The sequence below is a fragment of the Nostoc sp. PCC 9305 genome (assembly GCF_963920915.1).
Taxonomy (GTDB): Bacteria; Cyanobacteriota; Cyanobacteriia; order Cyanobacteriales; family Nostocaceae; genus Nostoc.
Window position 1 is genome coordinate 1 of sequence record NZ_CAWUDN010000154.1, and the last position, 14,052, is coordinate 14,052.

Below are 14,052 nucleotides of genomic sequence, written 5' to 3' on the forward strand. Positions count from 1 at the left end.
GAAACTGGTTTGCTAGTTGCTGCTACTGTACCTCATAACAGCCGTAGATGCTGTAATGTTGACATTGCCTGCATTCCCCCGTCCTGCTGGCTGGGTATCAGATGCTTCACGAGTAATGGTTAGCAGTTGAGCACCATCAACTAATGAAAGTGTTGCAGCATTAATGTTGATATTGCCTCCCTTACCTACCCCCCCTGGTTCAACCGTGCTGAGGATACCAGTTGGTTGACCTGCAAGGAAAACAGTATCACTTGCTCGCACTGTTACATTCCCCGCATCCCCTTGTCCAAATGTTGAGGTTTGTAGTTGAGCCTTATTTTGTAACGATAAAGAACCAGAATTAATAGTAATGTTACCACCATTACCAACTGTCCCTGTTTCCACCCGGCTGTAAATCCCACTGCGAAAACCGTTTTTCTCCCCAGCAATATCAACAGCGTTAGTAACATTAATGTTGACATTGCCTGCATTCCCCCGTCCTGCTGCCTGGTTCTTAGATGTTCCACGAGTGACTGTTGCCAGTTGAGCAACATCAATTAATGAAAGTGTTGCAGCATTGATATCGATATTGCCTCCCTCACCAACACCCCCTGGTTGCACCGCGCTGAGGATGGCAGCATTACCTGCAAGGAGAACAGCATCACGTGCTCGCACTGTCACATTCCCCGCATTCCCTTGCCCAAATATTGAGGTAGAAAGTTGAGCAACATCTCGTAGTATGAAGGAACCAGAGTCGATAGTAATATTACCGCCATTACCAAGTGACCCCAAGCCTACAACATTGACAACTCTGCTCCTAGTGGTTGCAACTTTGATTTCCCCGGTAGCATTAAGCGTAATATCTCCCCCAATTGTTTCAGGTGTCCCCAAACCTGCCCCAATACCACCGCTTAAAATACTTCCTTCCAATATCTCTAGATTCTTTGCATTGACTACAATATCACCGCCACCAGCCCCTTCTACATATATTGCAGCTTGATTGGTAAGGGATACTGAAGTTCGTGCAACATTCTCAGGAAATTTCAAGCTGAGATTATCGCCATCTACACCCAGCGCTACAGTACCAGCTTGGGCCAACCCTCCTAACTCAACTCGCCCACCAAAAGCATTTAATTGTCCCCCATCCATGCTGAGATTACCACCCACCAGCAGTAAACTTTTTCCATCTGGTACTCGTAAACCAAATGCATCAAAGCCTGCTGGATCTGTTCCGGTGGGTGCTATTGAGTTATTTTGAATCCCTCCGTTTTGATTAATTTGATTAAACAGCAATGCTGAAGGATTAATGGTCAACAACGGTGAAGGGATATTTTGATCGGTAGCACTAAAAAATCCGATATTTCCAAATTGCAGTGCATTAGCAGTAGTCGCTACAAAAGAACCACCAATATTTAACGAAGCATTCTGACCAAAAATAATCCCCGACGGATTAATCAGAAACAGGTTGGCTGTACCGTTAGCGCGAATTAACCCATCAATGTTAGAGACTGACCCACCCGTTACTCTACTGATGATATTTTGAATATCTACAGCATTATTGAACAAAGCAGCGCCGTTAGTAGGCACAGAGAACTCCCTAAAGCTGTGAAACAAATTACTTCCTGCTTGCGTTCCCCCTGTGATATTGAGAATGCTGCCATCTGGTGTAACGACAGAGTTATTAGGCAGAGTGCGATCTGGGGTAATTTGAGCAGAAGCATAATTTGCACCCAAAGCGATCGCACCTCCAATTCCAATCCCCAAACACCAACGAGTAGTCATCCCAAACATCCTACCCCCTAAGCTTTGTAACAGATGAACTCTTTTTTGAGTTAACCACAATTAGTGTTCGTCAGGTTAATACCTTCAGTTCTGGTTCATATTGAAGATGGCGAAATCATACGTGCAAAGAAATCCGACTTGTTCTATTTAGAATGAAGCACGCCGATGTTTAACGCAAACCACCCTAGAAATTGCCTACGCCTGTGATACCATCCCCAGATGGTCTATATTTTGGGTTTCAATGGACGGTATTTATTTGCTCATTTGCAAATGCCATCACTACTTTCATTCACTTAGACTTTAAAATACCACAATTTGACCTTAAACCTACGGAATCTAGGTTCAAACGACCTCTAAATAAATCTCTTTCATATTAAAATTCCCGACATTTTAGAAAAGTCGGGAATCTAAGCTTAAAAGTTTTTTGACGCACATTTAACTGTTAAAAAATGCCTATGAGAACGATCAAAGTCAGCCCACAGAAGGCAAGTAAAGACATAATCAAGATGTTGCCTATACTGTGGTCAGAAGCTGTTAACTTATCTGTATTGGTAGCCATATAAATCGACCAAATTTAAACAACTTTTGCCTAAATTATAACTATGGAAAATCAATACTAGTATGTCTTTGAACAAAAATTTATTTTAATTCATTTAAGTTGAACTAAATAGTTAAACTTCAGAAAAACTATTAACTTTTGTTTCAAATATTTAAAAAGAGATTATGCCCAGACTATTACTTATTCTCAAAATTAACATAATCAGGACTTACGCAAAATACGTCTCAAACTCTTATTCCTCCGTGTACTCTGTGTCTCTGTGGTTCGATTTTCCGTTACCTGTGCGTAAGTCCTAATAATACAGAAATCATATTTTATTTTGGAAATTATTTACCTTACATACAACAGATTTCCAGTTGGTGAACTACACAAGCTAAGTCTCAAGGCTCATTTTACTTCTGTTAGCGCAGCGCAGCCCATTCTAACTCCTAAATTCTGCTGTATGTGCCGATCATCAAAAGATACACAAATAAATGATATAGTAAAGATTACATTAAGCAATTGAGGGCGTGATAATTTGTGCCCCAAACATTATGATGCAGTTATTTACTAACATCTATCAAAAGAAATAAAAATTGTATTCCTTTAGTGAGATCCAAAAACACTGAGTCATAGATACTTTAAGTAAAGTAGAACATGATTTAAGTGCCTACTGAAAAGTTGATACTTATAGGTACACAGATAAATATAATTTATCTGTGTTGTTTCGTGTTTATATGTGTCTAACAAAAGGTGCAGGCTTATTTGTCTCGCCTAGAAAGTTAACAATGCAAACATCGTCATTTAGTGGAGTTGCTATGTCTGAATTGCTTCAAGCAGTCTTAGATAGTGAAGAAAGAAGTGATTTACGTTCCTTTCTGAGTGAATTACGCCAACAAGAAAAAAAGTACTTGCTGCGGAACGACATACTCAATGTATATAGTGAGTATTGCTCCAAGTCCCAAAAACCTGAAGGCTTTTACACTTCCTCGGAGTTAGGCAAACTCATTTACTATACTCAGGAAATAATTCAGGAGGACTCAAACTTTTGTTTCATCATTCGTTCTAAGATTGCCAGCCAAGAAGTTTATTGGTTGACATCAGACTTAAGCATTGAGCCGATGACGGTGCAGGATTTGTTGGATCTGCGCGATCGCTTGGTGAACAAATTTCATCCCAACGAGGGCGACCTGCTAGAATTGGACTTCGGCCCGTTTTATGACTACACCCCAACCATCCGCGACCCCAAAAATATTGGTAAAGGGGTGCAATTCCTCAACCGCTATCTATCCAGCAAAATATTTCAAGACTCCAAACAATTGCTGGACAGCTTATTGAATTTCTTGCGCCTGCACCACTACAACGGTGTGCAACTGCTAGTCAACGATCGCATACAATCACAGCAGCAACTTTCCGAGCAAGTTAAGAAAGCGATCGGTTTTGTTGATAATCGCCCCGCAGATGAACCCTACGAACAATTCCGCTTCCAATTGCAGTCAATGGGTTTTGAGCCGGGTTGGGGTAACACCGCAGCGCGAGTGCGGGAAACTTTAAATATTCTCGATGAATTGATTGATTCTGCCGATCCTCAGACCCTAGAAGCATTCATTTCTCGCATCCCGATGATTTTTAGAATCGTCTTGGTGTCAGCTCACGGTTGGTTTGGGCAAGAGGGAGTTTTAGGGCGTCCCGATACAGGTGGTCAGGTAGTTTACGTCCTTGACCAGGCAAAGAGCCTAGAGAAGCAGCTACAAGAAGATGTTCTGCTTGCGGGTTTAGAGAAATTGAATGTCGAGCCAAAGGTAATTATTCTCACCCGTTTGATTCCCAATAGTGATGGTACTCTTTGTAATCAACGGCTAGAAAAAGTCCACGGTACTGAAAATGCCTGGATTTTGCGAGTGCCTTTACGGGAATTTAACCCTAACATGACTCAAAACTGGATTTCCCGGTTTGAATTTTGGCCTTATCTAGAAACTTTCGCCATTGATTCCGAAAGAGAACTACGGGCAGAATTTCACGGCACACCTGACTTAATAGTTGGAAACTATACTGATGGAAATTTAATAGCATTCTTGCTGGCGCGACGGCTGAAAGTTACCCAATGCAATGTTGCCCATGCTTTGGAAAAATCTAAATACTTATTCAGTAATCTCTACTGGCAAGAGTTAGAGGATAAATATCATTTTTCATTGCAATTTACAGCTGATTTGATTGCCATGAATGCTGCCAATTTTGTGATTAGCAGCACCTACCAAGAAATTGTCGGAACACCGGATAGTGTGGGACAGTACGAATCTTATAAGTGCTTTACCATGCCGGAGTTGTATCATGTTACCAATGGCATTGAATTATTTAGTCCCAAATTTAATGTTGTACCGCCGGGAGTAAACGAAAATAATTACTTCCCTTACACCCGAAATAAAGACCGAGTAGAGAGCGATCGCCAACGCCTTGCAGAAACACTCTTTACTCTGGAAGACCCCACGCAAATCTTTGGCAAGCTCGACGATCCTAACAAGCGCCCTCTCTTCTCAATGGCGCGTCTTGACCACATCAAAAACCTCACAGGTTTAGCTGAATGTTATGGTCAAAGTAAAGAATTACAAGAGCATTGCAACTTAATCTTGGTAGCAGGTAAATTACGCGTCGAAGAATCAGGTGACAACGAAGAACGCGACGAAATTATCAAACTCTACCAAATAATTGACCAGTACAATCTCCACGGTAAAATTCGTTGGTTAGGTGTGCGCCTGACTAAAACTGATTCTGGTGAAATTTATCGAGTCATTGCCGATCGCCAGGGAATTTTTGTACAACCAGCTTTATTTGAAGCTTTTGGTTTGACAATTTTAGAGTCGATGGTTTCAGGATTACCGACTTTTGCCACCCAGTTTGGCGGACCATTAGAGATTATTCAAGATAAGGTGAATGGATTTTTGATTAACCCAACGAATTTAGAGGAGACAGCTACCAAAATTGTGGACTTCATCACTAAATGCGAACAAAATCCTAACTATTGGAGTGAAATTTCCCAGCGAGGGATTGACCGAGTTTATAGCACCTATACTTGGAAAATTCACACTAGCAAGCTGTTATCATTAGCACGGATTTATGGTTTCTGGAACTTTACTTCCAAGGAAAATCGAGAAGATTTATTGCGCTATATCGAGGCTTTGTTCTATTTAATTTACAAACCAAGAGCGCAACAGCTATTAGAGCAGCATCAGTACCGTTAGTTTGTCATTTGTCATTTGTCATTAGCTAAAGACTAAAGACAAATGACTAAGGACAATCAACAAATAACTAAATTGTCAACGCACTCCAAGTTCGTTGACCAACTACTCCATCTACACCTAAATTTTGCTGGTTTTGAAAGGCTTTGACAGCAGTCTCTGTTAGTGCGCCAAAAATCCCATCTACTCTCACAGCATAACCGTTAGACACTAATAGCTGTTGTAAGGCTCTGACAGCAATACCAGAACTACCGAAATAAAGAGTCGGTAGAGGTTGGCTACTAAACTTCTGGAACCTTCCTGTAGCCTTTGTACGGACTTTACCTACAGACTGAAAAGACTTCTTAGGCTTACCTAAGTTAGAAGAAACTAGTCCCAGATTCTTTTTGCTAATTTTCTGAAGTATGTGTTCTTTTTCTAGTTTCAGCGCTGAGAGAGAAGCCTGAGAAATCTCATCTGTCTGCATAAATTCAGGTGGTGTAACTTTAGCAGCTATCTCTAACTGATTCTGTTTTGACTGGTTTACGTCATTTTCCATCTGAAATAATTGCTGCTGTGGCAAATTGGCCCCAGATGCTTGTCTTATTGTTAATACGCCCGTCATCATCAGGCCAATTTCATTCATTTTAGTTTATTTTACTTCAACCAATATTTTTTTAACCAACATTTGCTGTCCGGGATAGTACATACTGACCAAATAAAAAAGTCATGTACTAATTTTTCCAGATAATATTTTCATGTTCATATTTTCTCACCTGCGATTCCATTTAATCAGATTCATATTATTAATCAAGCCATAAAGTTATCAGACATACTATCTAAATCAATGGTTTAGACAATAACATACTATACGATCGCCAGGGAATGTCATCAAACAAATTTACCTAGTTATATTTCAATACAGTTCAGTTAAGCGTTTCTTTCTTCTCTCAGTGTTCTCTGCGCCTCTGTGGTTCGTTAAAAAAATTAACTATGACAAAGAGTTTTAGCCTTAACTGAACCGTATTGAGTTATATTTAGCTGGTGCTTGGTATGCTGATGTTGCTTTTATCATGTTTATACTGCCAGTAAAAATACTACTGAATTCATCAAGGCAGTTTTTTAACTATTGATTAAAAGCTCTTAATTTAAAATACTTTTTTCTATTTTACAGGGAGTGATAAACTTTTTATCAATCGCAACTTATGTCGCTCTTTCAATCTATTCTTGAAAAGCGCACACTTTCACCTCAAAAGAATGAAACCGCACAACCTTGTTGCACGGTATTAAATTTGAGTTAAAGTTTAGATACTACATGAAAAAATTACACAGAGGCACTGAACATAATGTTTGTGCAATTCTCTTGGCTAATCTGTGTTAATTTTTATATCATTTTGAAACTTTGAGAAAGAATGCACCTTAATCAAAAAGCGTGTAGGCTTACTACTATCAGTTGTGGATATTGAAAAACTTTTTACCTTTTTTCATCTCGCCACAAAGCAATACCGCCTAATAAACCAGTGATATTGGGGATGAGTTTGACATTTAACGGTAGCTGGAAATTCACTTTCACAGCTTCACCGCCGCCAATGTAAAGGTAGTCATAATTAAACAGATGTTGCAAAGATGCGATCGCTTTTTCTAAACGCCTATTCCATCTTTTCTCACCAATTTTTTCTAACTCTGCACGCCCCAACTGCTGCTCAAAAGTCTCTCCTTTGCGAAACGGATGATGCCCCATTTCCATATTTGGTACCAGCTTACCATCTATAAATAAAGCCGAACCAAATCCCGTACCTAGAGTAATCACCAATTCGACACCTTTACCTGCGATCGCACCAAATCCCTGCATATCTGCATCATTAATCACCCGTACAGGCTTGTTTAAGTGTTTTAATAATGCTGTTTCCAAATCAAATCCGATCCAATCTGGATGTAAGTTTACCGCTGTTTCCGTGACTCCACACCTCACCACACCGGGAAAACCGACTGAAACGCGATGAAATTCACCTTGAGCAGCGGCTAAAACTACAATTGCATTAATTACAACCTCCGGTGTTGCAGGTTGCGGTGTATCTAAACGCGCCCTTTCCGTTACAGGATGCCCCGTAATATCCAAAACCATAGCCTTAACGCCACTACCGCCAATATCAACCGATAGGGTACGAATCGATCCATTTTCTTCAACCATTGAGTTACATCCTTGTTAATGCTTGTTATTTCGTTATTAATTATGCTCTGCTGCATTTGATAATATCTTGGATGTTTGGAGAGTCTTTAGATTGGTGGGGAGTGAGGAAGGGAATAGGGTACAGGTTACAGGTTACAGGGTACAGGGTAAAGATTATTCCCTATCACCTGTCACCTATTACCTCTCCCCTAATCCCAATACCCAAAGTTAAAAATCCCATACATTCAATGCCGGACAGCATCTAGATTTGTTAATCTAAGAATAATAGAGATAGTACTGGCGTAGCTGCTTAAAATCTATCGGGCAGCAAATTTCTATTAAAAGTAATATAAGAGAAAGAATTATGACGGCGTTTGAACCTCAAAGCATCCGCTCGTATAGCCAAGAAGATGTCCAACAAATTCTGCACTTAGCGATCGCTCGTCAAGCAGATGATAAAGACACAGAATTTTCTTATGAGCATATATTAGAAATTGCTGCTGAGTTAGAAATTTCACCTGAGTCTTTAAAATTAGCAGAACGCGATTGGGTAGCACAACAGGGGCAACTCCAACAACGAAAAGCTTTTGACGCCTACCGCATCAGAAGATTTCAGAAGCGTTTAAGCAAATATGCAATTTTCAATGGCTTTTTTATACTACTTGATTTAATCACTGGCGGCGGAATTTCTTGGTCGCTGTACATTTTACTATTCTGCGGATTGCCTGTAGCGCTTGATGTCTGGAATACCTTTCAAATCAAAGGTGAAGAGTATGAAATGGCATTCCAAAAATGGAGTCGCAACCATCAGATTAAGAAAACCATCAGCACAGTTTTGAATAAGTGGTTTAAGGTATTACAGGCTTAATCAAAACTTTCCTTACAGCACTTCCGGCAGCTATGAGGTACATCCTCAAAGCTGAAAGCTATGATAGAAAAGGGCAAGAAGAAAAACTGTACTGTATTGCATAATAGCTGTCAGTGCTTTAACCCAAGTTTTTCTAGTCCTCTTCTAGAGGACTTGCACCATTAGACAAGGAATTCTATTCCCTGGGGGTCTGTATTGCATAATAGCTGTCAGTGCTGTAACGCTAACCCATCTCTACTTAAATTCCCCCCAGAAACGCCTACTGTGTAAACCGTAGCCAGAAACGGGGGGAATTTTTACGCTCGCTCGAACTAACTAGATACTGAATTAGCCGCCTCGGAAACCTTCTCGGCTGGTGGAAAGCCACCCATACGAATCTCAGAAGTGAAGGAAGTGATACTAAATCCACCAAAACTTTTGAGGACGTTTACCCGCATTCGCAAATTGGGGCTAGCAAACCACAGACGTTCCTCTGAAAAGATGGTTTCATCCTCTGTAGTTAGGATTAAAGCACCATCACTGTCAAATTTATAGCGTCCGGGAACTGGAGTTTTATTGGCATCAACTATTTCTCTCAGTAAACTGCCTTGGGCCGGATTATCCGCATCAGGTACCGAAACCAACACAGTTGAACCAGTGTGTTTTGCTTGATCCTTGTCCATTGTGCCGTTCCAGGTAATTTTGGTAGCACAGGAAGCAGAACTAGGATTAATGTTGTAACTTTGACACAGCTTGATAACTTCTGGACGATCTAATGCCAACGCCTCAATGATGATATCTGACTTGCTATGTTCCGATTGGTTAAAAGCCAAATGTTGACTAGTACGATGAGAAAACCATTTACCAGTACTTAACTGAAAAAACTCTTCAATATTCATGAATGAAATTACCCTGCATCAAAATGCTAAAATTCCCACTGAATTATTATTAAAAGGTAGTAGGAGGCTTTAATATTAAGCTTGATTGCCTATTTCCTCAAGCTTCTTGAGGCCAATTCTGGCTGCCTCAGCAACATTGAAATGATTGTCTTTTTCCAGGTATTTTAAAGCTGAGACACTCTTGGGAGTGGGAAGATTTCCCAAGGCTTCTGCCAAACGCTGCCTGACTAACCAATCATCTGATTCGGCAAAACGTAGGATCTTATCTACAGACTCGATGTCTTGAATTTCTCCCAGTGCAGAGATTGCAGCTTGTTGTAACACTACTTCTTTGCTATCCAATGCCTGAAGAAGAATTTGACGGGCACGAGGATCTTTAATATTACCTAGAGAAACAGCTGCACTAAAGCGCACTAGCCAATCAGTATCTTCATAAAATGCTCGTGAAAGCACCTCAAAAGCTCTGGCATCACCCAAATATCCTAAAGCACCAGCGGCATCAGCACGTATACCATAATCAGGGTCATTTTCGAGAATTTTTACCAAAATAGAATAACATTCTGGCGTTGGCTTGATTCCCAGAGCAAATATTGCCATCGATCGCAGTTGCAAAGATTCATCGTCTAGTACCTTTTTAATCAAAGGGACTGCATCCTCAGCCGCAACATGACGCAGATTAGCAAGGGCTACCATGCGATCGCGTAAATTCGGACTTTCTAACTGAGTAGAAATTTCTTGTAAGCTTAGAGCTGCCATTTAGTTCAAAGCGTTTTCTTTACTTATCTTAATTTACTCGATCTGTTCATCAGGCTGTCGGCATCGTGAAGTAGGAGTTTGGCGACTTTACAAAATTGCTCAATTATGAGTGAAGAATAAACAAATATTACTTACGTGAGATTATATATTGAATTTAGCAGTAATTAAGGGATAATCTTCAAAGCTTCAGTAGCCAGTTTTTTGTTGAATATAGATGTAGGGCGATCGCACCTTGTCGTCAAAAATCGCACTTTTCCCTCAAACATAGCTTTGTGTCCGCCCTCTTACGCTAAAGTTGCATAAGAACGTGCATCTAAAGCCAGGAGGAAAGAGTTGTGAAAGCAGTCTTGATGACAGCAGCTGGCAGTCCCGAAGTTCTGCAAGTACAGGATGTGCCAAACCCCGCTGTTCCTGTCGGGAATACTGAACTTTTAGTGCGTTTGGTGGCGGCTGGCATTAACCCCATTGATACTAAACTTCGGAGTCGAGGCAGTTTCTACCCCGATCGCACGCCGACAATTTTAGGATGTGATGGTGCAGGGATCGTTGAAGCCGTGGGTGCTGGCGTTCAGCGTTTTCGCGTAAATGATGAAGTATATTTTTGCTATGGTGGCTTGGGCGCACACCAAGGAAATTACGCTGAATACACCGTTGTAGATGAACGGTTTGTGGCACGTAAACCCGCTTCTATTTCCTTTGCCGAAGCAGCAGCAGCGCCTTTAGTATTAATCACCGCCTGGGAAGCTTTATATGAACGGGGACGATTAGAACCTGGAGATCGGGTTTTGATTCATGCGGGTGCTGGTGGTGTCGGGCATGTAGCAATTCAATTGGCAAAACTCAAAGGTGCTACTGTTTCCACCACCGTGGGTTCTGAGGAAAAAGCTAATTTTGTCAAAGAACTTGGTGCAGATCGTGTAATTTTTTACAAACAAACAGACTTTGTGCAAGCGGTATTAGATTGGACTGGTGGCGAAGGCGTAGACTTAGCTTTTGATACCGTAGGCGGCGAAACCTTTCACAAAACCTTCCCCGCAGTGCGAGTTTATGGCGATATTGTTACTATTCTCGAACCAGATGCCAATACTGTTTGGAAAACTGCTAGAACTCGCAACCTCCGCATTGGTTTAGAATTCATGTTGGCACCAGCCTTACTAGGATTGCAAGATAGTCTCCACCATCATGCAGAAATTCTCGAACAATGTGCCACCTGGATCGATGAAGGCAAATTAAAAATCTATGTCAGTCACAAATTTCCTTTAAAAGAAGCAGCTAAAGCCCACCAATTAATTGAAAGCGGGTCTGTGGCAGGTAAAATTGTTCTGCTGATTAGTGACGAATTTGCATAATTTATCTTTTAAACGCAAAGGCACGCAGAGGTTAAACGCAAAGGTACACAAAGGAGTTTCTCTGCGTACCTCCGCGCTTCCCTTTGCGTTCCTTTGCGTTTTACTTCTCCTCCTCCCCCTCCCAGCTTCGGCAGCACAAACACAACCAGAACGCACACCCTTAACCCTAGAATTATTACAAGAACGACTACGCACACCCACACTCCGCGAAGGAAATTTGACCGTAGATTTGCAGAAAATGGCGATCGATTTACGCCCAGAAAACGCCAGCTTTCGTGATGCTTTTTACCAACTACTGCGAAAAGAACTAGGTACAAAACCTCTAGGTTTAGACCTCAGCTACGCTTTGATTTTAGGGGATTTTATCGGTAGCGATTTGGGTTTAAGAACACCACTGTATGCAAAAGCGATCGCACCCATTTTCACTGCTACCGAACAAGAAAAACTAGAACGTTTGCGCTTCGTTTGTCTAGAGTCACTGGCCATCGCTTTACCCAACTCCAAAGATTGTCGATCGCTTCTGGGAACAGAGTCAACCCCAGCCAGTGAAATCGCCGTCTTTCGTGGTGTCTTAACACTGGTGCAAACTCGCTTCAACGGCGAAGTGAAGTTCTCCAATACATTTTTTCTTCAGTCTGTTGATGCCCAAGGTGCAACTTTTCTCCAACCCACTAACTGGACTGAAACCAGATTTGCTCGTCCCGTTAGTTTCATCAGTGTTAATTTCCAACAACCAAGCAATTTTCAGGGCAGTATATTTTTTGAAAAAGCTAACTTTAAAAAAATTAAATTTCGGGAACTCGCTGATTTTCAAGGTAGTATCTTTGAGACAACTGCCAACTTTAACCAAGCAACTTTTAAACAATTGGCTAAATTCAGTAGTGTCCAATGGCAAGGAAATGCTGATTTTTCAGAAGTGGATTTTGCCAATCAAGCCCAGTTTACTAAAGCCGATTTTAATCAGTTCCTGCTTTTAACAGAAGCGACTTTTGAGCAAGGTGTAAGCTTCCGAGAAGCGGAGTTTAACCAATTGGTAAATCTGCAAGGTGCAAACATTTTGAACCAAGCAGATTTTAGTGATGCCAGGTTTGCTAAAGAGGCTTGTTTAAGCGTACCTGGTTTAACTTTTAACTCTAACCAAGCGAAAATTTTAGGTAATCCTGGTGAGATTGGTCAGATGTTCTGCATCTCAACATTGCAAGGTAATCAAAACATCTTGCGGAATTTGGGGCAAAATTTCCGTCAGCAACAGCAAGTAGCCGATGCTAATGAACTGGAATACACAAAACAACGACTGCGATTAATCGAGTTTGGGCATCGTTTGACGGCTACAAATATTAATAGTGCAACTGTTGCAAATTTGATGAATCTGGGTTTTTCTGCAACTCAAGCCCAAGCGATCGCCCAGCGTCGTCTGGTAAAATCCTTTCGTAACAGTAGTGAGTTACTCACCATAGCAGACATCGATTTAGAAAAATATACCCAACTAAGCGATCGCTTAATTGTTGGTGAACCCCTTTCCATCGTTGGGTGGTTGCTGCAAGCTTGGAGTTGGTTGGCGTTGAGTGTGTTGCTGTTGTTGAGTGGCTATGGTACGAATTTTTGGTTAGTTTTTGGCGTGGGAGGAGTTGCGATCGCTTATTTCGGCTTACTATTTTGGCTAGTAGATCGCTATCGTCGGCTGCATCCCGTACCAATTATTCCTACATCTTACGAAACCATTTCGATATTAGTCAGTTTTAGCGTTTTAGAATTCTTCAGCTTACTAGCGATTTTTCGCAATGCTGAACAACCTTGGCTGACATTGGGGTGTCTGTTAATAATTCTTGTTCCCATCCCAATGGCTTTATTGATCCGACTTTACCAACAAGGTCGTTATCATGACTTAATGGACGTTTCTTACTTTACAGAAGACGGCACATTTCGCCAGCTACGATTATTGATTGGACGTTTGCCAGTGATACCAAGGAATCAGACATTTCGGGAACGATATATGCCCTTATTGTGCGATCGCCGTTGGAACTGGCTCAACTACTATGATTTTAGCCTCAACAACCTAGTTAAATTAGGATTTAACGACATTCGCCTGCGAGATGAACATTTACCAGGTATTATCTCTGCACTTGCTTGGTATCAATGGAGTTTGGGTTTAATTTATATCACCCTAGTTTTGTGGACACTTTCGCGCACAATTCCCGGATTGAATTTGCTGATTTATCTAAAGTAATCCCTGCACTTCGTAGTGGTGCTAATATGATGCAAGATAATTAGGTCGGCGTAAATAATTATCGTTGGTATAAAGCAGGAAGCAGTAGCAGAGAGCAGGCAGAAAAAGCGTTTAAACCTTGTTTGCTTTTATTCACACAGTTTGTTTTTATTGTGCCCAGCTACTTATTGTAGGGTGGAAGTAACTATGCTGTTTATTGTTATCAGTCTTGCGCTACAACTTGGGTTAAAACTGATAAGCTGTCGGACATTTAACTTGCAATAATAGCATTACCCTTATTCTTGATTTTT

Annotated in this window: 9 protein-coding genes; 4 read left to right on the top strand and 5 right to left on the bottom strand. The window is 41.0% G+C overall.

Annotation, left to right across the window (positions count from 1 at the left end):
- Positions 1 to 12: 12 nt before the first annotated feature.
- The gene (locus ACM0OX_RS32855) at positions 13 to 1,761 is read right to left on the bottom strand and encodes a filamentous hemagglutinin N-terminal domain-containing protein (RefSeq protein WP_414519137.1); all 1,749 of its coding nucleotides are present in this window, start codon (positions 1,759 to 1,761) and stop codon (positions 13 to 15) included.
- Between the two features lie 1,356 nt (positions 1,762 to 3,117).
- Between ACM0OX_RS32855 and ACM0OX_RS32860 the strand changes: the two genes are divergently transcribed.
- Positions 3,118 to 5,538 (top strand): sucrose synthase, encoded by a 2,421-nt coding sequence (locus tag ACM0OX_RS32860; protein WP_414519144.1) that lies wholly within the window; start codon positions 3,118 to 3,120, stop codon positions 5,536 to 5,538.
- 67 nt (positions 5,539 to 5,605) lie between these two features.
- Here the strand turns inward: ACM0OX_RS32860 and ACM0OX_RS32865 are convergent, their stop codons facing one another.
- Positions 5,606 to 6,160, bottom strand: a complete 555-nt coding sequence (locus tag ACM0OX_RS32865; RefSeq protein WP_414519138.1) for a peptidoglycan-binding domain-containing protein — start codon at positions 6,158 to 6,160, stop codon at positions 5,606 to 5,608.
- Positions 6,161 to 6,988: 828 nt separating this feature from the next.
- Complete coding sequence (locus tag ACM0OX_RS32870) at positions 6,989 to 7,705, bottom strand: ROK family protein (protein WP_414519139.1); 717 nt, start codon at positions 7,703 to 7,705, stop codon at positions 6,989 to 6,991.
- A 343-nt stretch (positions 7,706 to 8,048) separates the two neighbouring features.
- Between ACM0OX_RS32870 and ACM0OX_RS32875 the strand changes: the two genes are divergently transcribed.
- The gene (locus ACM0OX_RS32875; protein WP_414519140.1) at positions 8,049 to 8,552 is read left to right on the top strand and encodes a 2TM domain-containing protein; all 504 of its coding nucleotides are present in this window, start codon (positions 8,049 to 8,051) and stop codon (positions 8,550 to 8,552) included.
- Between the two features lie 311 nt (positions 8,553 to 8,863).
- On the opposite strand, the gene ACM0OX_RS32880 is transcribed toward ACM0OX_RS32875, so the two are convergent.
- Both ACM0OX_RS32880 and ACM0OX_RS32885 read right to left on the bottom strand, forming a co-directional pair.
- A complete protein-coding gene (locus ACM0OX_RS32880; protein ID WP_414519141.1) occupies positions 8,864 to 9,430 on the bottom strand; it encodes a phycobiliprotein lyase in 567 nt (188 codons plus the stop codon).
- A 75-nt stretch (positions 9,431 to 9,505) separates the two neighbouring features.
- Complete coding sequence (locus ACM0OX_RS32885) at positions 9,506 to 10,186, bottom strand: HEAT repeat domain-containing protein (RefSeq protein WP_099104155.1); 681 nt, start codon at positions 10,184 to 10,186, stop codon at positions 9,506 to 9,508.
- Positions 10,187 to 10,521: 335 nt separating this feature from the next.
- On the opposite strand from ACM0OX_RS32885, the gene ACM0OX_RS32890 reads away from it, so the two are divergent.
- Complete coding sequence (locus ACM0OX_RS32890; RefSeq protein ID WP_414519142.1) at positions 10,522 to 11,535, top strand: zinc-dependent alcohol dehydrogenase family protein; 1,014 nt, start codon at positions 10,522 to 10,524, stop codon at positions 11,533 to 11,535.
- On the top strand, positions 11,528 to 13,762 hold the full coding sequence (locus ACM0OX_RS32895) for a pentapeptide repeat-containing protein (protein WP_414519143.1): 2,235 nt from the start codon (positions 11,528 to 11,530) through the stop codon (positions 13,760 to 13,762). The genes ACM0OX_RS32890 and ACM0OX_RS32895 overlap by 8 nt, the downstream gene beginning before the upstream one ends.
- The last annotated feature ends 290 nt before the right edge of the window (positions 13,763 to 14,052 follow it).